This window comes from Afipia sp. GW822-FHT03D08, assembly GCF_058801645.1.
In genome coordinates this window covers 2,662,788-2,683,494 of record NZ_JBXANK010000001.1, presented here as the reverse complement: position 1 = coordinate 2,683,494, position 20,707 = coordinate 2,662,788, and the positions used below count along the sequence as shown (strand labels likewise).

At 62.3% G+C, this 20,707-nt stretch carries 19 protein-coding genes; 7 read left to right on the top strand and 12 right to left on the bottom strand.

The window, feature by feature from the left end:
- Positions 1-14 precede the first annotated feature (14 nt).
- Positions 15-1,586, bottom strand: a complete 1,572-nt coding sequence (ubiB, locus tag AC1RM7_RS13250; protein ID WP_024921181.1) for a 2-polyprenylphenol 6-hydroxylase — start codon at positions 1,584-1,586, stop codon at positions 15-17.
- Positions 1,583-2,344: a bifunctional demethylmenaquinone methyltransferase/2-methoxy-6-polyprenyl-1,4-benzoquinol methylase UbiE gene (gene ubiE, locus AC1RM7_RS13245; RefSeq protein WP_024921182.1), complete on the bottom strand. Its 762-nt coding sequence runs from the start codon at positions 2,342-2,344 to the stop codon at positions 1,583-1,585. The genes ubiB and ubiE overlap by 4 nt, the downstream gene beginning before the upstream one ends.
- A gap of 137 nt (positions 2,345-2,481) precedes the next feature.
- Between ubiE and AC1RM7_RS13240 the strand changes: the two genes are divergently transcribed.
- Together AC1RM7_RS13240 and mutM are read left to right on the top strand one after the other, a co-directional pair.
- Positions 2,482-2,862, top strand: coding sequence for a glyoxalase superfamily protein (locus AC1RM7_RS13240; protein WP_024921183.1), 381 nt, complete (start codon positions 2,482-2,484; stop codon positions 2,860-2,862).
- A 9-nt stretch (positions 2,863-2,871) separates the two neighbouring features.
- The gene (gene mutM / locus AC1RM7_RS13235) at positions 2,872-3,753 is read left to right on the top strand and encodes a bifunctional DNA-formamidopyrimidine glycosylase/DNA-(apurinic or apyrimidinic site) lyase (RefSeq protein ID WP_024921184.1); all 882 of its coding nucleotides are present in this window, start codon (positions 2,872-2,874) and stop codon (positions 3,751-3,753) included.
- Positions 3,754-3,916: 163 nt separating this feature from the next.
- Here the strand turns inward: mutM and AC1RM7_RS13230 are convergent, their stop codons facing one another.
- On the bottom strand, positions 3,917-5,302 hold the full coding sequence (locus AC1RM7_RS13230; protein ID WP_024921185.1) for a peptidoglycan-binding domain-containing protein: 1,386 nt from the start codon (positions 5,300-5,302) through the stop codon (positions 3,917-3,919).
- 179 nt (positions 5,303-5,481) lie between these two features.
- On the opposite strand from AC1RM7_RS13230, the gene AC1RM7_RS13225 reads away from it, so the two are divergent.
- Entirely contained in the window at positions 5,482-6,282 is an 801-nt protein-coding gene (locus tag AC1RM7_RS13225) for a HesA/MoeB/ThiF family protein (RefSeq protein WP_024921186.1), read from the top strand.
- A gap of 132 nt (positions 6,283-6,414) precedes the next feature.
- Here AC1RM7_RS13225 and AC1RM7_RS13220 read toward each other — a convergent pair whose 3' ends face one another.
- Positions 6,415-7,419 (bottom strand): 2-hydroxyacid dehydrogenase, encoded by a 1,005-nt coding sequence (locus tag AC1RM7_RS13220; protein WP_006023517.1) that lies wholly within the window; start codon positions 7,417-7,419, stop codon positions 6,415-6,417.
- A gap of 317 nt (positions 7,420-7,736) precedes the next feature.
- Here AC1RM7_RS13220 and AC1RM7_RS13215 point away from each other — a divergent pair, with 317 nt between their 5' ends.
- Complete coding sequence (locus AC1RM7_RS13215; protein ID WP_006023518.1) at positions 7,737-8,270, top strand: SH3 domain-containing protein; 534 nt, start codon at positions 7,737-7,739, stop codon at positions 8,268-8,270.
- A 63-nt stretch (positions 8,271-8,333) separates the two neighbouring features.
- On the opposite strand, the gene irrA is transcribed toward AC1RM7_RS13215, so the two are convergent.
- Positions 8,334-8,816: an iron response transcriptional regulator IrrA gene (gene irrA / locus AC1RM7_RS13210; RefSeq protein WP_006023519.1), complete on the bottom strand. Its 483-nt coding sequence runs from the start codon at positions 8,814-8,816 to the stop codon at positions 8,334-8,336.
- Between the two features lie 232 nt (positions 8,817-9,048).
- On the opposite strand from irrA, the gene fabA reads away from it, so the two are divergent.
- The 3 genes from fabA to fabV all read left to right on the top strand — a co-directional run bounded on the left by fabA (position 9,049) and on the right by fabV (position 12,159).
- A complete protein-coding gene (fabA, locus tag AC1RM7_RS13205) occupies positions 9,049-9,579 on the top strand; it encodes a 3-hydroxyacyl-[acyl-carrier-protein] dehydratase FabA (RefSeq protein WP_024921187.1) in 531 nt (176 codons plus the stop codon).
- A gap of 111 nt (positions 9,580-9,690) precedes the next feature.
- On the top strand, positions 9,691-10,914 hold the full coding sequence (fabB, locus tag AC1RM7_RS13200; protein ID WP_006023521.1) for a beta-ketoacyl-ACP synthase I: 1,224 nt from the start codon (positions 9,691-9,693) through the stop codon (positions 10,912-10,914).
- Between the two features lie 72 nt (positions 10,915-10,986).
- A complete protein-coding gene (gene fabV, locus AC1RM7_RS13195) occupies positions 10,987-12,159 on the top strand; it encodes an enoyl-ACP reductase FabV (protein WP_024921188.1) in 1,173 nt (390 codons plus the stop codon).
- Positions 12,160-12,176: 17 nt separating this feature from the next.
- On the opposite strand, the gene AC1RM7_RS13190 is transcribed toward fabV, so the two are convergent.
- The 7 genes from AC1RM7_RS13190 to rbfA form a co-directional block, all read right to left on the bottom strand.
- A complete protein-coding gene (locus AC1RM7_RS13190; RefSeq protein ID WP_024921189.1) occupies positions 12,177-12,773 on the bottom strand; it encodes a glutathione S-transferase family protein in 597 nt (198 codons plus the stop codon).
- Between the two features lie 129 nt (positions 12,774-12,902).
- Positions 12,903-15,113, bottom strand: a complete 2,211-nt coding sequence (gene katG / locus AC1RM7_RS13185; RefSeq protein ID WP_492837642.1) for a catalase/peroxidase HPI — start codon at positions 15,111-15,113, stop codon at positions 12,903-12,905.
- Positions 15,114-15,437: 324 nt separating this feature from the next.
- Positions 15,438-16,193, bottom strand: a complete 756-nt coding sequence (locus AC1RM7_RS13180; protein ID WP_024921191.1) for a superoxide dismutase — start codon at positions 16,191-16,193, stop codon at positions 15,438-15,440.
- 160 nt (positions 16,194-16,353) lie between these two features.
- Positions 16,354-18,498 carry a polyribonucleotide nucleotidyltransferase gene (pnp, locus tag AC1RM7_RS13175; RefSeq protein ID WP_024921192.1) on the bottom strand — a complete coding sequence of 715 codons (2,145 nt, stop codon included), beginning with the start codon at positions 18,496-18,498 and terminating at the stop codon, positions 16,354-16,356.
- Positions 18,499-18,799: 301 nt separating this feature from the next.
- A complete protein-coding gene (gene rpsO, locus AC1RM7_RS13170) occupies positions 18,800-19,069 on the bottom strand; it encodes a 30S ribosomal protein S15 (protein WP_006023527.1) in 270 nt (89 codons plus the stop codon).
- A 2-nt stretch (positions 19,070-19,071) separates the two neighbouring features.
- Positions 19,072-20,181 carry a tRNA pseudouridine(55) synthase TruB gene (truB, locus tag AC1RM7_RS13165; protein ID WP_024921193.1) on the bottom strand — a complete coding sequence of 370 codons (1,110 nt, stop codon included), beginning with the start codon at positions 20,179-20,181 and terminating at the stop codon, positions 19,072-19,074.
- A complete protein-coding gene (rbfA, locus tag AC1RM7_RS13160) occupies positions 20,181-20,606 on the bottom strand; it encodes a 30S ribosome-binding factor RbfA (protein WP_006023529.1) in 426 nt (141 codons plus the stop codon). The genes truB and rbfA overlap by 1 nt, the downstream gene beginning before the upstream one ends.
- Positions 20,607-20,707: the final 101 nt, after the last annotated feature.

The window sequence follows — 20,707 nt, the reverse complement described above, 5'->3', positions numbered from 1 at the left end:
TTGCAATGCCATCATTATTGGCGAATGCTCCAGAGAATACCGAGGAAAGTCAGGGCGATGACCCAGAGTGCAATCGTCTGCCAGCGGTTGCGTCTGGCTTCGGCCTTACCGATGGCTTCGACCGTTTCGGGAGCCAACACGAGCCCGTCGCGGGTCATGGCATCGAACTGGTTGAGGACGGCGACCGACCGCGCGGCAATCGCCGGCAGTCCGGCCAGCACCTTGCCGAGGTCGCCGGCGCCGTTCACCGCGCCCTCGATCTTGCCGAGCGGTCCGAGATTGCGTGCGATCCATTCGCGGACCACCGGGTCGGCGGTGGTCCAGATGTCGAGCTTGGGATCGAATCCGCGCGCCACGCCCTCGACCACGACCATGGTTTTCTGAAGCATGATCAGTTCGGGGCGGGTGCGCATGTCGAACAGGCCGGTGACCTCGAGCAGCAGCGACAGCAGCTTCGCCATCGAGATTTCATCGGCGGCGCGGTTATGGATCGGCTCGCCGATGGCGCGGATGGCCTGCGCGAAATTCTCCACGGAGTGATGCGCCGGCACATAACCCGCCTCGAAGTGAACCTCGGCGACGCGCCGATAGTCGCGCGTGATGAAGCCCAAAAGAATTTCTGCGAGAAAGCGCCGCTCCTTCAGGCCAAGCCGCCCCATGATACCGAAATCGACCGCAACCAGCCGTCCGGTGTCGTCGACGAACAGATTGCCGGGATGCATGTCGGCGTGGAAGAAGCCGTCGCGCAGCGCATGCCGCAGGAAATTCTGGATGACCTTGCGGCCGAGATCCGGCAGATCGATCTGCGCGGCCTCGAGCCTGGCGCGATCGTTCAGCGCGATGCCGTCGATCCATTCCATCGTCAGCACATGATGGCTGGTGCGATCCCAGTCCACCGACGGCACGCGGAAGTCATGATCGTCGCGGGTGTTTTCCGCCATCTCGGAGAGCGCGGCCGCTTCCAGCCGCAGGTCCATTTCCATCGCAACAGAGCGCGACAGCGTATCGATGATCTCGATCGGGCGCAGTCGCCGGGCCTCGACAGAAATCGCCTCGATCTTGCGCGCCGCGAACATGAAGTCGCTGAGGTCGTGACGAAACCGGCCGCCGACATTGGGCCGCAACACCTTCACCGCGACCGTCTTGCGGACGCCGTCCTTCTCCACCTCGGCGCGATGCACCTGTGCGATGGACGCGGCGGCGACCGATTCGCCGAAGCTCGCAAACACTTGCGCCAGAGGCTTCTCGAAGGCATCGGCAACCACCGCTTCTGCCTGCGCCTGCGGAAACGGCGGCAGACGATCCTGCAGGTTCTCAAGATCGCGCGCCATGGTCACGCCGACGACGTCGGGACGGGTGGCGAGAAACTGGCCGAGCTTGACGTAAGTCGGGCCAAGCCGCGTCAGGGCGCGGGACAGCCGACCGCTGGTGGCCGCGCCGCGCCGCTCGATCAGCCGCGCCATGCGCACAGCGAACTGCGCCTGCGGCGGCATCGTAGACGGATCGGCGAAGCCGAACACGCCTTCGCGCGCGAACACGTAGCCCGCACGCACCAGCCTCAGGGTATGAGTGATGGCAGAAATCACAAACGCCAGCCTGAATGGAGCGCGACAATGCCGCCGGACATGATGTCGTATTTGACGCGGGAGAACCCGGCGGCGCGGATCATGTCGGCGAAGGCGTTAGGTTTCGGAAACTGGCGGATCGATTCGACAAGATAGCGATAGGACTCGGCATCGCCAGTCACCGCTCGGCCGAGCTGCGGGATCACGTTGAACGAAAACAGATCGTAGATCCGGTCGAGGCCCGGCACATCGACGGATGAAAACTCAAGGCACAGAAACCGCGAGCCGGGTTTCAGCACGCGATAGGCTTCGCTCAGCGCCAGCGGAATGCGCGGCACGTTACGGATGCCGAACGCGATGGTGTAGGCGTCGAAACTCTTGTCCGGGAAGGCGAGGGCTTCCGCATTGCCTTCGACAAACGAGACCTGATGATCGAGATGCCGGGCCGCCGCGCGTTCGCGGCCCACCGCAAGCATCTCGCCGTTGATGTCGCAGACGGTAGCCTGAAATCCATGACCCGCAGCTTTGGCTGCGCGGAAGGAAATATCACCGGTGCCGCCGGCGACATCGAGCAGCGCGAACGGCGCATCGGAGCGCGGCGGGTTGAGTGCGGTAATCATCGCCTCTTTCCAGAGCCGGTGCATGCCGCCGGACATCAGGTCGTTCATCAGGTCGTAGCGCTTGGCCACGCTGTGAAACACCTCGTTCACCAGCGTCTGCTTCTCGCCAAGCTCCACATCGCGGAAGCCGAAATGCGTCGTTCCGTCAGGCCGTTCCATACTCTTCCAATCCAGGCGGCTTTTTGCGGCGGGACCATAGCGTGTCGCGTCGCAGCGCGCTACATACCATGCGCATGCACGCGCGGACCGAAAGCCGCGGACTCAGGGTTAACACACAGGCCGCCCAGGAAGTGCCGATGCCGATCGAATTCAGCCGAGTTATTCCTATCCTGCGGATGTTCGATATCGCCAAGGCGCGCGAATTCTATTTCGACTATCTCGGCTTCAAGACCGATTTCGAGCACCGTTTCGAGCCGACGTTGCCGTTATTCATGGGGATCTCGCGCGGGGGGATCCAGCTTTATCTGAGTGAGCACCATGGCGATGGTTCGCCCGGCGTGCACATCACCATCGATACCGTGGGCGTTGCCGAATATCACGCCGAACTGGCCGCCAAAGGCTACAACTACATGCGCCCGGGCCTCGAGAAGCAGCCGTGGGGCGCCACCACCATGACCGTATACGATCCGTTCTCCAATCACATCACCTTCAGCGAAGCCGATAAGGCCTCGGCGTGAGCATGTCCGATGCCTGAATTACCCGAGGTCGAAACCGTTCGCCGCGGCTTGCAGCCGGTGATGGAGGGGCAGCGGATCGCGCGTGTCGAGACGCGCCGCGATGGCCTGCGCTTTCCATTCCAGAAGGATTTCGCCGCGCGCCTCGAAGGCAAGGTGGTCAGCGGCCTCGGCCGGCGTGCGAAATACCTGATGGCCGACATGGACAGCGGCGACGTGCTGCTGATGCATCTCGGCATGTCGGGGTCGTTTCGCGTGATGCTTCCCGAAGGCGAGAGCACGCCGGGCGATTTTCATTATCCGCGCAGCGAGAACCGTACTCACGATCATGTGGTGTTTCACATGGCGTCGGGTGCAGTGATCTCGTTCAACGATCCGCGCCGTTTCGGCTACATGAAAATCGTGCCGCGCGCCGACATGGAAGCCGAGCCGCTGCTGCGCGGTCTGGGGCCGGAGCCGCTCGGCAACGAATTCGACGCCGCAATGCTGGCACACTCCTGCGCGGGCAAGAAAACGTCGCTGAAAGCAGCGCTGCTGGATCAGCGTGTGGTCGCCGGACTCGGCAACATCTATGTCTGCGAAGCGCTGTTTCGTTCGCACCTATCGCCGAAGCGGCAGGCTTCTACCTTGGCGGATCGCAGGGGCGGCCCCACCGATCATGCCAGGCGTCTTGTGAATTCAATCCACACGGTGCTGAACGCGGCCATCAAGGCGGGCGGGTCGTCCCTGCGCGATCATCGCCAGACCGACGGCGAACTCGGCTATTTCCAGCATTCGTTTCTGGTCTATGACCGTGAAGGCCAGCCCTGCAAGACGCCCAGGTGCAAAGGCACGGTGAAGCGTTTCACGCAGAACGGACGCTCGACGTTCTGGTGTCCAACCTGTCAGAAATGATGCCGCCGCGACCCTGAATTGAGTTCGGAATCGCCGCGCGGACGAAATGTCAAAACGGTGACGAACTTCGGCGCATAAGGCGAGACTGTGACGCAGCCGCGCATGGCCCGGTTTGAGCCGAGAGACCCAGTAATGCTTAGCAATCGCAGGGTCGGTAACCGGATTACTTCCGCACACACACCAGCCGCAGCACCGAGGCCTTGGCATCGGATGCGCCGGATGCAATGGCGACGCCTTTCGCCTTCAGAAACTCGCGCACGGACTCTGCCGAAACAAGCAGCGCCTGCGATGGCAGCGGCGTGCCCGTTGGTCCCGCAATGACCGCGGGCTTGAGCCGCGTCAGGCCCGCGAATTTGCCGTCGCTGTCGATGGCCGCGGCGCCGGAGAAGCCGACGGCGGGCTCGGGCGACAGCGTGATGTCGGTGCCGACAGGCGCGGCAACGGCGGCGACGCTGGTCACGGCATTGTGCCCGCCCTGGTTCTGCGGATCGGAAATGCCGGTGATGCTGACATTGGATTTCGTCGTGCCATTCCCGGCCATCGCCAGCGGCTTTAGTCCGCTTGCGCCGTAGATCCGCAGCAACGCCAGTTCGCGCGTCTCGTCGTCGGCGATGCGTGTCGCGTTGCCATAACCCGGCACGGCAATCGTCATGCAGCCGTCGGTCGTCTGGCGGTCTGCGACGATGGCGCCGTCGGCGCTGGCGATGATGCCGGTGGAATATTCGACCTTCTTGCGCGGCGGCGGACTGACCTGCGCGACGGCGTTGCCGGGGAACGGATTGTACGCGCTCGACATCGCCACCGTGACCGGGATCATCGTGCCTTCGGTGGCCTGATCGTAGAGGATGGTGAGAACGCGGACTTCATCGCCCCGCGTCTGGCCGCGGATGTAGAATTTCTTCAGGCCTTGTGTGCCCGAGAGCACGAAGAAATCCGGTTTCACCACGCTGTAGTCGGCCTTGCGTGCGTTCAGCTTTTTCTCGCTGGCGGCGACAGTCGCGGTGGTCGCGCCGGCTTCCCTGCGGCGTGCGTATTCGATCTGGATGGTGCCGGTGGCGGATGACCATTTGGTGCCGTTGACGTCGCTGACGATGAGCGGCACCAGCTTTGACGGCAGACCGATGCGCGCGCCGCTGGTCGCGTCGCTGACGATCTTCCAGCCGACATTGTCCTGCAATTTCCTTGCGGCCGCTGTAAGTGCGCTGCGCTCCTGCGCGTTCAGCACGCCGGTTTCCTTGGCGCCATGGTCCTTCTGGAAGGCCTTGATGGCGGCCACCATCCGGTCGCTCGCTTCGCCATTGATGGCGCCGTTGTAGAGGCTGACCCAAGCCAGATCCGACTGGATGGCAAGACGCTCGGCCTGCTCCATCGCCTTGGCAGTATCGACCGGGGTCTGTACCGCCGGGCGGACCGGCACGGTCGTCACCGGCTTGGGCTTGATCTGCGCCGGCGCCTGTTTGGCAGCGGGTTGCGGCTTGGCCGGCGTCTGTGCGGCGGCGGAGCCGGGCAGGGCCGCCAGTATCGCGGCAATGACGAGCGGCAATTTCATGATTGGTCTCGTAGCTGGTAATAAGCCCACTTGAGCATAGAGCATGATCCCGAAAAGTGGACACCGGTTTTCGGACAAGATCATGCTCCAGTATAATGATCTTTGTCCGCGACAGCGCCGCCGCGGTTCGATCTGTTCGGCAAAAATATCTGGAAGCAGCGGCTGACGTGGATACCGGGATGCTGACATCTGAAGAACTGGAGCGCTACGCGCGCCATATCGTGTTGCGCGAGGTCGGCGGCCCCGGCCAGGCCGCGCTGAAAGCGGCCAGGGTGCTGGTGATCGGCGCTGGCGGTCTCGGGGCTCCGGCGCTGATGTATCTTGCCGCGGCAGGGGTCGGCACTCTTGGGATAGTCGATGACGACGCGGTGTCGCTGTCCAATCTGCAGCGCCAGATCATTCATGCCACACCGGATGTGGGACGTCCGAAGGTGGAGAGTGCGGCGGACAGGATTCACGCGCTCAATCCGCATGTCACGCTGCGCACTCATGCGGTGCGGCTGAATGCGGCCAATGCGCTGGACCTGATCGGAAACTACGACGTGATTGTCGATGGCTCGGACAATTTCGCCACGCGCTATCTGGTGTCGGACGCATGTTTCCTCGCAAAGAAGACCCTGATCGCCGGCGCGCTCGGCGTGTTCGATGCCTCACTGACCACGATCCGCGCGCATGCAACGGACTCAAGCGGCAACATGAATCCGACCTATCGCTGCCTGTTTCCGGAAGCGCCGCCGCCGGGCACCACGCCGACCTGCGAGGAAGCCGGTGTGCTGGGCGCACTGGCCGGCGTGCTCGGGTCGATGATGGCGCTGGAGACGATCCGCGAAATCGTCGGTTTCGGTGAAAGCCTTGTCGGGCGGCTGGTGATGATCGATGCCCGCGCGATGCGGTTCGAGACGTTGCGCTATGCGCGCGATCCGTCAAATCCGCTGAACGGCGACAAGCCGACCATCGTCGACCTGTCAGCGCATAAATAGTCCCAGCATGTCATTCCGGGGCGCGAGCTTGCGAGCGAACCCGGAATCCAGAAGTTGTTTCCGATGAACTGTTCGAGATTCCGGATCAGCCCGCCATGCGGGCCGTCCGGAATGACATGTATGTAGCCATGCTTACGCCACACCCGGCAGCACGCGGTCCGGCGGCTTGTGGCCGTCGAGGAAGGTGCGGATGTTGATCATCACCTTCTCGCCCATCTCGACGCGGCCCTCGATGGTGGCCGATCCCATATGCGGCAGCAGCACGACCTTGCCTGCCTTGGCCAGCCGCACCAGTTTTGGATTGACCGCCGGCTCGTTCTCGAACACGTCGAGCGCGGCGCCCGCGATTTCGCCGTCCTCGATCAGCTTGGTCAGCGTCGCTTCGTCGATTACCTCGCCGCGCGCGGTGTTGATGACGTAGGCGTCCTTGCGGATCAGCTTGAGCCGCCGCGCCGACAGGAGGTGGAACGTTGCCGGGGTGTGCGGGCAGTTCACCGAAATGAAGTCCATGCGCGCCAGCATCTGGTCGAGGCTGTCCCAATAGGTCGCGCCCAACTCTTCCTCGATCTGCGGCGCGACGGGACGGCGGTTGTGATAGTGAATCTGCAGTCCGAAGGCATGGGCGCGGCGCGCCAGCGCCTGACCGATACGGCCCATGCCAATGATGCCGAGGCGTTTGCCGCCGATCCGATGCCCGAGCATCCAGGTCGGCGACCAGCCCGGCCAGTCCTTGCCTTCGGTCAGGATTGATGCGCCCTCGATGAGGCGGCGCGGCACGGCGAGAAGCAGCGCCATGGTCATGTCGGCGGTGTCTTCGGTCAGAACCTTGGGCGTGTTGGTGACCATGATGCCGCGCGCAATCGCCGCAGCCACGTCGATGTTGTCGACGCCGTTGCCGAAGTTCGCGATCAGCTTGAGGCGGATGTCCGGCTGGCTCAGAAGCTCGGCGGTGATTTCGTCGGACACCGTCGGCACCAGGATATCGGCGGTGCGGATCGCTTCGGCGAGCTGGTCCGGTGTCATCGGGGTATCGTCGAGATTGAGCCGGGTGTCGAAAAGCTCGCGCATGCGCGTTTCGGTGCTGTCAGGCAGCTTTCGCGTGACCACCACCAGAGGCTTTTTCTTACCCGCAACCATTCTTCCAGAGGCCCTTCGATATTGAGCGGAGTCACCGTTTCCGGACAGTTTGGTCCGGCCGTTCAGTTCACATTAACCGGCCTGTTCGAAGGTAGAAATCCGTTGTCGGTCCGGTGAGCTTTTCGCAGCTTTTCAGACGCTTGGCCGTGGTCCCTCTCTAGCAGAAGGCCGCGCCAAGACAAGAACCCCAAGGGGCGTGGCTGGTCTCCAAAGCCCTCTCGAGGTTCCTGAGAGCGCGGTCAGCGGCGATCAGGAAATGCCGCGGGCATCACGGACGGCGGGAAGCGGCGCTGGGGGCCGCACGAAGGAACGTTGTTATGGGTTTTGTTCGGAATTTTGCGTCACTTGCGGGAATTTGTGCGCTCTGGGCCGCGTCATGTGCGCCCGGCTTTGCTGCCAAGGACAAGGATGCTGTGGCGACGGCGAGCGGCCTGCCGGTGCCGCGCTATGTCAGCCTGAAGTCGGATCACGTCAATGTTCGCGCCGGGCCGACCAAGGATCAGGATGTGACCTGGATCTACACCCGCTCCGGTCTGCCGGTGGAAATCACCGCCGAGTTCGAGAACTGGCGGCGTGTGCGCGATTCGGAAGGCGCGGAAGGCTGGGTCTATCATTCGCTGCTGTCGGGCAAGCGCACCGCGGTCGTCACCATGAAGAAGAAGGACGATCTCGCACCGATCTATGACAGCGCCGATGCAAACAGCGCCGTCGCGGCCAGGCTGCAGGCCGGCGTGGTCGTGACCGTCAAGCGGTGCAACAACGGCTGGTGCCGCGTCACCGGCAGCGGTTACGACGGCTGGATCGAGCAGCAGCGGCTGTGGGGCGTCTATGCCGACGAGAAGGTCAACTGACCTTCAAAAGCAAATCGCCGGGCAGGGCCCGGCGATTGCATTCTCAACACAATAACGATCGGCTTAGCGCTTCTTGCGCAGGCGCACGACCATGTCGATGCGGCTGATCTCATAGCCTTCCGGCACGTCGGGCATCTTCTGCAACACGAGATTCGGGTCGGGAATATCGACCAGCTCGTGGTTGCCTTCCATGTAGAAGTGATGATGCGCGCTGGTGTTGGTGTCGAAATAGGTCTTGGTGCCGTCGACGCTGACCTGACGCAGCAGGCCGGCCTCGGTGAGCTGGTTGAGCGTGTTGTAAACGGTGGCGAGCGACACCGGCACCTTGGCGTGGGTCGCTTCCTCGTAGAGCATTTCGGCGGTCAGGTGGCGTCCGCCCTTGCCGAACAGCAGCCAGCCCAGCGCCATGCGCTGACGGGTCGGACGCAGGCCGACCGATTGCAACATTTCGTTGACGTCATGCCACGGACATCCCGTGAGTGCCGGCGCATGCCCATGATGCCCGTGCGGCTCGCCGTGCTTGTTCTCGGTGGTTACGTCATCCATCAGGTCACTCGTACGCATCGGGGCAGCCAGTAACCGCCCGCTGAGAAGGCTTGTTGCGAGGACTATAGGAAAGGATGCAGTTACATGCAAGTTTTTCGCAACTGGCGGTCGGCAATTCCGGGTAAAAATGGCCTCGAATCGGGCGGTTACGCCCACTTTGACCCCCGGTGTGCCTATGTTAGAGGTCCGGCAAGCTTGCCGCAGGACCGGCATGCCAAAACAAGGGATCCAGATGAAAGACCGCCAGAACAGCTACTCCTACGAAGAACTCCTGGCCTGTGGCCGGGGCGAGCTGTTCGGAGCGGGCAATGCCCAGCTTCCCTTACCACCGATGCTGATGTTCGACCGGATTACCGAGATCACTGAAGACGGCGGCGAGTATGGCAAGGGTCTGATCCGTGCCGAACTCGATGTGAAGCCGGACCTGTGGTTTTTCGGCTGCCATTTCAAAGGTGACCCGGTGATGCCCGGATGCCTTGGACTCGATGCGCTGTGGCAAATGGTTGGTTTTTTTCTCGGTTGGTCCGGCGGGCTGGGCCGCGGCCGTGCGCTGGGATTGAGCGAACTCAAGTTCGCCGGTCAGGTTCTGCCGCACGTCACCAAGGTCGTGTACACTATCGACGTCAAGCGCGTGATGCGCTCAAAGCTCTGGCTCGGCATTGCCGATGGCACCCTTTCGGCCGATGGCGAACTTTTCTATCGCGCGAAGGATTTGAAAGTGGGCTTGCTCCCGCGAGATGCCGCATTGCAGCCGGGAACGTGATGCAGGATTGATAAACTCCCGAAGATGGGTTTCTAAGTTGCCGGCCCCGTGGGCGGGCGCGGGCAGTCGAAGGCGCAGAGGTCAAAGCGCAGCAACTAAAGGCGAGGTATCATGAGGCGGGTTGTGGTCACGGGGATGGGCATTGTCTCTTCCATCGGAAACAACACTCAGGAAGTGCTTGCGAGTCTGTATGAAGCCAAGCCGGGCATCACTCATTCGGAAGATTATGCCAAGCTTGGTTTCCGGTCGCAGGTTTTCGGCAGGCCGTCTCTGAACCCTGCGGATGTGGTCGATCGTCGTGCAATGCGTTTTCTCGGCGAGGGCGCTGCGTGGAATCACGTTGCGATGGAGCAGGCGATCCGCGATGCGGGCCTCGAAGAGTCCGATATCGTCAATCCGCGCACCGGCATCATCATGGGTTCGGGCGGCCCGTCCGCGCGCGCCATCGTCGACGCCGCCGACATCACCCGCACCAAGGGACCGAAACGCGTCGGCCCGTTTGCCGTCCCCAAGGCCATGTCGTCGACAGCGTCCGCGACACTGGCGACCTGGTTCAAGATCAAGGGCGTCAACTATTCGATCTCGTCGGCCTGCGCCACGTCCAACCATTGCATCGGCAATGCCTACGAGACCATTCAGGTCGGCAAGCAGGACATCATCTTCGCGGGCGGCTGCGAGGATCTGGACTGGACCATGTCCGTGCTGTTCGATGCGATGGGTGCGATGTCGTCGAAATACAACGACGCGCCGGCGACCGCGTCGCGCGCCTACGACATCAGCCGCGATGGCTTCGTCATCGCCGGCGGTGCGGGCGTTGTCGTTCTCGAGGAGCTTGAACACGCCAAGGCGCGCGGGGCACGTATTTACGGCGAGGTCGTCGGCTACGGTGCGACGTCCGACGGTTACGACATGGTTGCGCCATCAGGCGAGGGCGCCGAACGCTGCATGAAAATGGCGATGTCGACCGTGAACGTCCCGATCGACTACATCAACCCGCACGCGACATCGACGCCTGCGGGCGATCCGCCCGAGATGAATGCCATCCGCAACGTGTTCGGCGCGGGCGACAAGTGTCCCCCGATCGCGGCGACCAAATCGCTGACCGGTCATTCGCTCGGCGCAACCGGCGTGCAGGAAGCGATCTACTCGCTGCTGATGATGAACAATGGCTTCATCTGCGAAAGCGCGAATATCACCGAACTCGATCCGGTGTTTGCCGACATGCCTATCGTGCGCAAGCGCATCGACGGCGCCAAGATCGGCGCAGTGCTGTCGAATTCATTTGGTTTTGGCGGCACCAATGCAACATTGGTGTTCAAGCGTCTGGATGCGTGATTTCGTTTCTGCCTTTCTGCGCTTGAAGAAAAGGCCGGCAGAACAATTGCAACGATTTGGAATGGGGTGGGCATGATTATCGAACCGCGCGTGCGAGGCTTCATCTGCACGACGGCACATCCCGAAGGTTGCGCCAGAAACGTTCACGAGCAAATCGAATACGTCCTCAAGCAGGGCACGCTTGCTCAAAGTCCCAAGCGTGTCGCCGTGCTGGGCTGCTCGACGGGATACGGTCTTGCGAGCCGCATTGTCGCGACCTTCGCCGGAGGCGCGGACACCATCGGCGTGTCGCTGGAGCGCGAGCCTACGGCGACCCGGACGGGCAGCGCGGGATGGTACAACAATCGCGCGTTTGAGATCGAAGCCAGGAAAATCGGCCGGGCCCCTGTCACGCTGGAAGGCGATGCCTTCTCCAACGAATTGAAGGACGCCTTCATCGAGCGTGTGCGCGAAAAATTCGGACAGCTCGATCTTCTGGTCTACAGCATGGCCGCGCCGGTGCGGACGGACCCCGACACGGGTGTCACGTATCGTTCGGCGATCAAGCCGCTCGGCGCCCCTGTCGAGATCAAGACCCTCAACACGGAAAGCGGCGAGGTCTACGAGACCGTCATTGCGCCCGCGACGGAGGATGAAGCGACGGCGACGGTCGCGGTGATGGGCGGCGATGACTGGAAGCGCTGGATCGGCCGGCTCGCGGATGCAGGCGTTCTGGCGCCAGGCTTCCGCACGCTCAATTACACCTATATCGGCAGCGAACTGACCTGGCCGATTTACTGGAAGGGCACGCTCGGCCGCGCCAAGGTCGATCTCGACCGCAAGGCGGACGAGATCCGCAGCCGGCTCGGCCGCGACTCGGCGCGCGTTGTCGCGCTGAAGGCGGTGGTCACGCAGGCGAGTTCGGCGATTCCCGTGGTGCCGCTGTATGGCACGGTGCTGTTCAAGGTCATGAAGCAGCTTGGGCTTCATGAAGGATGTATCGAACAGATCGATCGTCTGTTCCGGACCCGCCTCGGTCCCGATGCCGACGTGGACGATGCGCTGCGTCTTCGGCTCGACGATTGGGAGCTCTCGGACGGTGTTCAGAAAGAAGTGCTGCGCCGCTGGCCTTTGCTGACCACCGAAACGCTCGGCGAACTGGCGGACCTGCCGGAATACAAGAGTCAGTTCCTGCGCCTGTTCGGGTTTGGTCTCGACGGCGTCGACTATGCGAAGGACGTCGATCCGCGCGTCGTCCCTGGCTAGCGTTCCGAATCCGAAACCTACCCTGCGGCAATTTTCTCCGCGCGCTGAAACGCGGGCCGTGCCGCGCAGGCATCGATGTAACGATCGAATGACGGACGCGGCGGCACCATCTTGAACAGCCGGACTGCGAAATTCAGTCCCGAGCCGATCATGATGTCGGCGGCGGAGAATGTCTCGCCGAGCAGGAACGGGCCTTTTTCAAGCGCGGCGTCGAGCACATCGAACACCTGTGTCGCGCTGCCCCAGGCCGCGGTTGAACTGGGCACGTCGAGCTTGGTGAAGATCTGGATCAGCGCCGGCTCGATGCAGCCCGGTGAGAAGAACAGCCATTGCAGATATTTCCCGCGGCGCGGATCGCCGATGGGCGGCGCCAGTTTCGCTTCAGGGTAACAATCCGCGACGTAGGCGCAGATCGCGGAAGCCTCCGCGATGGAGACGTCGCCATCCTTCAACGCGGGCACCTTGCCCATCGGATTGACGGCGAGAAACTCGGGTGTCTTCTGCGCGCCGGTGGAAATGTCCGTCAGCACCCGCTCGTAGGGCTGACCGGTCTCTTCCATCAGCCAGAGGCCGGAGAACGAGCGCGAACGCGGCGACCAGTAGAGCTTCATCATTTCGAGCCTCCCTGATTTTTTCTACGTTATAGCCAATTCATAGCAGGATTGTCTCCCGGCGAAGACGCAATGAAAAAGCCCCCGCGATGCGATCGCGGGGGCTTCGTTCGTTCTGTCGTCAGGCGCGGCTTACTCCGCAGCCTGCAGCGTCTTGGGCTGGTCCGCGAGATCGAAGCGATCGGCGTTCATCACCTTGGTCCATGCCTTGACGAAGTCCTTGATGAACTTCTCCTTTGCATCCGCGCTGGCGTAGACCTCGGCCAGCGCGCGCAGCACCGAGTTCGAACCGAACACGAGATCGACGCGTGTGCCGGTCCACTTGACCTCGCCGCTCTTGCGGTCGCGTCCTTCGAACAGGCTCTGATCGTCCGAGATCGACTTCCACTGCGTGCGCATATCGAGCAGGTTGACAAAGAAGTCGTTGGTCAGCGTGCCTGGCCTGTCGGTGAGGACGCCGTGCTTGACGCCACCCGTGTTGATGTTGATGGCGCGCAGGCCACCGATCAGCACGGTCATTTCCGGCGCGGTCAGTGTCAGCAACTGCGCCTTGTCGATCAGGGCGACTTCACCAAGTGCAGCTCCCGCCTTGTGATAGTTGCGGAAGCCGTCAGCAAGCGGCTCCATGACGGAGAACGCATGGATATCCGTCTGCTCCTGCGAGGCGTCGGTGCGCCCCGGCGTGAACGGCACCGTGACGTTGTGACCGGCGGCCTTTGCTGCCTGTTCGACACCGGCATTGCCGGCGAGGACGATCAGGTCGGCGAGAGAGACCTGCTTGCCGCCGAAGTTCGCGCCGTTGAACTCCTTATGGATTGCTTCAAGAGCCGCGATCACCTTGGCGAGTTGCGCCGGGTCGTTGACTTCCCAGTCTTTCTGCGGCGCAAGGCGAACGCGCGCACCGTTGGCGCCGCCGCGCTTGTCGCCGCCGCGGAAGGTTGAAGCTGAAGCCCACGCTGCAGCGACCAGTTCGGATGCGGACAGACCCGTGGCCAGAATCTTGGCCTTGAGTGCAGCTGCATCGGCATCTGTGATCAGCGGATGATTCACGGCAGGCACCGGGTCCTGCCAGATCAGCACTTCCTTCGGCACTTCCGGTCCGAGGTAGCGCGAGAGCGGGCCGAGGTCGCGGTGGGTCAGCTTGAACCATGCGCGTGCGAAGGCTTCCGCGAAGGCCTGCGGGTTTTCGAGGAAGCGGCGCGAGATCTTCTCGTAGGCCGGATCCACGCGCAGCGACAGGTCGGTGGTCAGCATGGTCGGCTTGCGCTTCTTAGACGGATTGTGCGCATCGGGGATGACGGCCTCGGCGTCCTTGGCTTCCCACTGGATCGCACCGCCGGGGCTGCGGGTCTGCACCCACTCATACTTGAACAGGTTCTCGAAGAAGAAGTTGCTCCACTGGGCCGGCGTCTGGGTCCAGGTGACTTCGATGCCGCTGCCGACGGCGTCCGCGCCGAAGCCGGTGCCGAAGTTGCTGGTCCAGCCGAGACCCTGCTCTTCGAGGCCCGCGGCTTCGGGGTTCGGTCCCTTGTGCGACTCGGGGGCTGCGCCGTGCGTCTTGCCGAACGTGTGGCCGCCGGCGATCAGCGCAACGGTTTCCTCGTCGTTCATGGCCATGCGGGCAAAGGTCTCGCGGATGAACGCAGCGGCCGAAAGCGGATCGCCGTTGGCGCCGGGGCCTTCCGGGTTCACATAGATCAGACCCATTTCGGTTGCGCCGAGCGGCGCCGGAAACTTGTCGAGAGTCCGGTGCTTCAGCCACTCGGTCTCCGCACCCCAGTTCACGTCGAGGTCCGGCTCCCAGACGTCTTCGCGGCCGGCAGCAAAACCGAAGGTGCGGAAACCCATGGTCTCCAGCGCCACGTTGCCGGTGAGGATCAAGAGGTCCGCCCATGAAATCTTCTGGCCGTACTTCTGCTTGATCGGCCACAGCAGGCGGCGCGACTTGTCGATGTTGACGTTATCGGGCCACGAGTTGAGCGGAGCGAAGCGCTGCTGGCCACGGCCACCGCCGCCACGGCCATCGGCCAGCCGGTAGGTGCCGGCTGCGTGCCACGACATGCGGACGAACTGCGGGCCATAGTGGCCGAAGTCGGCGGGCCACCAGCTCTGCGAGTCGGTCATCAGCTTGCGCAGGTCGTTCTTGAGCGCCTCGTAGTCGAGCTTGCTGAACTCTTCGCGATAGCTGAAGGCCTGTCCCAGCGGATCGGACTTTGACGAATGCTGGTTCAGCAAGTCGACGCGCAACTGGTTGGGCCACCAGGCACTGCTCTGGGTGCCACCGCCTGCGCCATGGTTGACCGGGCACTTGCCCAAGCCCTTTTCGTCGGTCTTTGCGTCCATGTTCTTCTCCGATCGTCTGTGATTTTTGGTTCGCCGGTTTGATCCGATGTGCCGCCCAGGACCGGATTGCTCTCAGGCCTCTGAAATGCGCTCGCTGTTGCTGGGGCGTTTCGCCAAGGGCGACGGTACAATCGTGAACCGTTCCGGCCGAACTTTGGAAGAATTCCAGCATCAGGTCCAGTCGCTTTTTCTTTGCGGTCAGATAAGTAATTCTGATCAAGCGGCCTCGCCGGAACCTACTGTTTTCAGATGATAGGGTCATGAATTGAAAAAGGGGCGGCTGAAAAGCCACCCCTTTGTTTGAAATTGACGTGCTTTGAGAAGTTACACCCCGAGAGTGCCGGCCTTCGCCGCGGCGTAACGCTCTGAAATCTTTTTCCAGTTCACCGTGTTCCACCATGCCTTGAGATAGTCGGCGCGGCGGTTCTGGTAATTGAGATAGTAGGCGTGCTCCCAGACGTCGTTGCCCATCAGGACGCGCTTGCCGTCCATCATCGGATTATCCTGGTTGGGACGGGTCTCGATGGCGAGCTTGCCGTCTTTGGTGACCGTCACAAACACCCAGCCCGAGCCGAACTGGCGTCCGCCGGCGGCATTGAATTCGGTCTGGAATTTCTCCATGCCGCCGAGATCCCTGTCGATCGCTGCCAGCACTTCGCCTTCAGGCTTGCCGCCGTCAGGCCCCATGATCTGCCAGAACATGGTGTGATTGGCGTGGCCCCCGAGGTTGTTGCGCACGGCAAATTTGATGCTGTCATCAAGCGCATTGATGTTGCCGAGGATATTTTCGACCGCGGTTGTGCCGAGCTGTGGATTGGTTTTCGCCAGGTTGTTCAGGTTGGTGATGAAAGCCTGGTGGTGTCTGCCATGGTGAATTTCCATGGTCTTGGCGTCGATGTGGGGTTCGAGGGCATTCGGAGCGTAGGTAAGGGGCGGCAGGACAAACGGGCCAGCGGCGGGTGCGGCCGCAGGGGCTGCGGGAGCCGGTGCAGCCTGCGCAAACACGATGCGCGGTGCAGCGACAGAGGCCGTGAGCCCGGCGGCGGCGGTCATAAGATGGCGTCGGGATATCGATGACATAGTGGTCTCCCTGATGTGGCAGCGTGGTGCGATCCGGTGCGAATGCAGCCGAGCCATCACAGGGCTACGCTGCGGACACAAAACGAGTTTCGCATGAGGCAAACAAAAAGGGGCGGCAAAATGCCGCCCCTTCGGGTCGTCACACGGGTTTGTGAGACAATTACTCGGCGGCGGAAACGCCCTCGGCCTTCTGCTTGGCCTCGAGGTCCTCGCCGGTTTCCTGATCGACAACCTTCATCGAGAGGCGAACCTTGCCGCGATCGTCGAGCCCGAGCAGCTTGACCTTGACCTTGTCGCCTTCCTTGACGACGTCGGAGGTCTTCTGCACGCGGTTGGCGGCGAGCTGGCTGATGTGAACCAGACCGTCCTTCGGTCCGAAGAAGTTCACGAACGCGCCGAACTCCATCACCTTGACCACGGTGCCGTCGTAGATCTGGCCGACTTCCGGATCGGACGCGATCGACTTGATCCACTTGATCGCCGCACGGATCGATTCGCCGTTGGCGGACGCCACCTTCACGGTGCCGTCGTCCTCGATGTTGACCTTGGCGCCGGTCTTCTCGACGATCTCGCGGATCACCTTGCCGCCGGTGCCGATCACTTCACGGATCTTGTCGGTCGGGATCTGGAGCACTTCGATGCGCGGCGCATGCTCGCCGAGCTCGGCGCGGGCATTGGTCAATGCCTTCGCCATTTCGCCGAGGATGTGGATACGGCCGTCCTTCGCCTGGGCGAGGGCCTGCTTCATGATCGCTTCGGTGATGCCGGCGATCTTGATGTCCATCTGCAGCGACGTGATGCCGTTTTCGGTGCCTGCGACCTTGAAGTCCATGTCGCCGAGATGATCCTCGTCGCCGAGAATGTCGGACAGCACGGCAAAACGGTCGCCCTCGAGAATGAGGCCCATCGCGATACCCGCGGTCGGCCGCTTCAGGGGAACGCCTGCGTCCATCAGCGCCAGCGAAGCGCCGCAGACCGACGCCATCGATGACGAACCGTTCGACTCGGTGATCTCCGAGACGACGCGCAGCGTGTACGGGAATTCGTGATGCGCCGGCAGCACCGGATGGATCGCGCGCCAGGCGAGCTTGCCGTGGCCGATTTCGCGACGCTTGGTGCCGCCGAGACGGCCGGTTTCACCAACGGAGTAGGGAGGGAAGTTGTAATGGAGCAGGAAGCGCTCCTTGTACGTTCCCGACAGCGAGTCGATGTACTGTTCGTCTTCGCCGGTGCCGAGCGTGGTGACAACCATGGCCTGGGTCTCACCGCGGGTGAACAGCGCCGAGCCGTGGGCGCGGGGCAGCACGCCGACTTCGGCGACGATCGGACGAACCGTCTTCACGTCACGGCCGTCGATGCGCTTGCCGGTGTCGAGGATGTTGTTGCGAACGACGTCCGCTTCCAGCTCCTTGAACACGCCGGCGACGCGCAGCTTGTCGTACTTCGGCTCCTGGCCTTCCGGGAAGAAGTGGTCCATGACCTTCTTCTTCACTTCGCCGACGGCCGCGTAACGATCCTGCTTGACCGGGATGGCATAGGCCTTGCGCAGTTCGGCCTCGCCGACGCTGCGCATTTCCTTGTCGATGGCGCTGTTGTCCACGGAAGAAACCTCGCGCGGCTCCTTCGCGGCCTTCTCGGCCAGTTCGATGATCGCCTTGATGACCGGCTGGAAATGCCGATGACCGAACATCACGGCGCCGAGCATGATCTCTTCGTTCAGTTCCTTGGCTTCCGATTCCACCATCAGAACGGCGTCGGCAGTGCCGGCGACGACCAGATCGAGATTGGTGTCGGCCATCTCGTCGAGCGTCGGGTTGAGAACGTATTCGTCGTTGATGAAGCCGACGCGGGCTGCGCCGATCGGGCCCTGGAACGGTGCGCCGGAGAGGGTCAGCGCAGCGGAGGAAGCCACCAGCGCGAGAATGTCCGGATCGTTCTCCATGTCGTGCGACAGAACCGTCACGATGACCTGGGTTTCGTTGCGCCAGCCGTCAACGAACAGCGGACGGATCGGGCGGTCGATCAGGCGGGAAACCAGCGTTTCCTTTTCGGTGGGCCGGCCTTCGCGCTTGAAGTAGCCGCCGGGAATGCGGCCGGCTGCGTAGGTCTTTTCCTGATAGTCCACGGTGAGCGGCAGGAAGTCGACGCCTTCACGCGGCGTCTTGGCGGCGACGACGGTGGCAAGCACGATGGTCTCGCCATAGGTGGCGACAACGGCGCCGTCGGCCTGACGCGCGATCTTGCCGGTTTCGAGTTTGAGTGGACGTCCACCCCAGTCGATCTCGACTGAATGAGCATTAAACATTGTCTTCGTCTTTCATGGGTTCACGAAAGAACGGACGCCTGAAACACAAAAACCATGCGCAAGATTGCGGGACGCTGACCGCGCGTGAATGCGGCGTCAGCGTCCGGCGATCCTGCCATGGTCTTCAGGTTTGGAATGGCGTCCATCCTTTCGATGGTACGGGCATGTTACCCGTTATCGCCCAGCCGCCGGATTGCTGCTGGACACGCCGCGTGGACATTTCAGAGGACCACGCGTTGGAAATGCATGACGTATTCACACGCCATGCAAAAACGCGCGCAAACCTGCGCGCGTGTATTTCTTAGCGGCGAATGTTGTGCTTTTCGAGCAGCGCCTTGTAACGGGCCTCGTCCTTCTTCTTGACGTAGTCCAGAAGGGAGCGGCGCGTGGAGACGAGTTTCAAAAGGCCGCGGCGCGAATGATTGTCCTTCACGTGGCTCTTGAAGTGCTCGGTGAGGTTGGCGATGCGTTCCGACAGGATCGCGACCTGAACCTCAGGCGAACCGGTGTCACCGGTCTTGGTTGCATTCTTCTTGATGACTTCCGCTTTGCGTTCTGCGGCAATCGACATCGTCAAACACCTTCTTTGCGGCCGGGATGAGCTGTCAGCCCGGTCAGGTTGAACACACGCTTGGGGATGAGTTCGCCATTGCCAATCTCGGCGAGGGCCAGAAGCCTTCCTCCGACGGTGGCATAGACTGTGCCGTTTGAAATTGGCGCATCCCGTCCGCGCAACAAAACCGCCTGGCCCCGGTGGAGCCTTGCGGCATCCGCCCGTGTGACGGCCAGTGCCGGGATGTCGTCCAGCGCGGTCTCAACGGGCAAAAGCGCGTCGGCGAGGCTGCCCTCGCCAGACGCGGCTCTATCGCACAAAGCCTCCAGATCTGCCAGCGGAATCATGTCCGCTTCGGTAAAAGGCCCGCAAATCGTGCGCCGGAGCGCGCAAATATGACCAAAACAGCCCAAAAGACGGCCCATATCGCGGGCCAGAGCCCGGACGTAGGTGCCCTTGCCGCATTCGGCCTCGAACACCGAGCGGTCGCCATCTAGTTGTTCTACAAGGGTTAATTCGTGAATCTCGACCGGCCGGGGCTGCAGCGGCACCACCTCGCCGTCGCGGGCCATGTCATAGGCCCGTTCGCCCTGAATCTTGATTGCCGAATACTGCGGCGGGATCTGTTCGATGGTTCCGGTGAACTGCGGCAGCAACGCCCGGATCGCCTCGACGGAAGGCCGGACAGGGCTGGTCTGGGTGGCGCGGCCCTCAGTGTCGTCGGTGTCGCGCTCCTCGCCCCACTGCACCGTGAAGCGGTAGCGCTTGCGGCCATCCATCACGAACGGAACGGTCTTGGTGGCTTCGCCGAGTGCAATCGGCAATCCGCCGGAGGCGAGCGGATCGAGGGTACCGGCATGGCCCGCGCGCTTAGCATTGAACAGGCGCTTGAGCACGGCGACGGCGTGGGTCGACGTCATGCCGATCGGCTTGTCGAGAATCACCCAGCCGTGGACATCGCGGCGGTCGCGCTTCTGCTGGCCGCCCTGCTGACGTTGCTTGCCGCCTTGCTGGCGCGGATCGTTGTGCCGCGCGCCGCTCGCCGCAGCACCGGAAAATTTATTTTCGGCAGGCGCGTTCGAATCGGCTGTTTGCTGTTCGATCACGCGGTCTGGGGTCGTCACATTCATCAGTCTTGGTCCGAATCTGTCTTGAGGTCTTTTTGAACCGCGGGTGTTCTCAGTAATTTCTCGATCCGTTCTGCTTCGTCGAATCGTTCGTCAACGCGAAAGCGAAGATCAGGAGCGAATTTTAGGTTAACGCGATGCGCGACTTCGCCGCGGAGAAACTTCTTGTTGCGATCGAGCGCTGCGATCACGTCCTCGATGCCGCGGCCGCCGAGCGGCATTACATAGATGGTCGCAAGCTTGAGGTCCGGCGACATCCGCACCTCGGGCACGGTGATGATGTGACCTTCGAGCGCCGGATCGTGCACGCCGCCCTGAGCGAGAATGTCCGCAAGCGCGTGGCGGATGATTTCTCCGACGCGCAATTGTCGCTGCGAGGCGCCGGTCGTGCCGCCGCGAGGGTCGCTGTCCTTTTTGCGAGGTGCCATTGTCGTCCTTGTTCAAATCAAAAATCGCCATGGCCGGGCAGAACTGGTCTGCATCCCGGCCATTGCGGTTGTAGCGTTGCTGAATCTTTCAAGACGCGGTG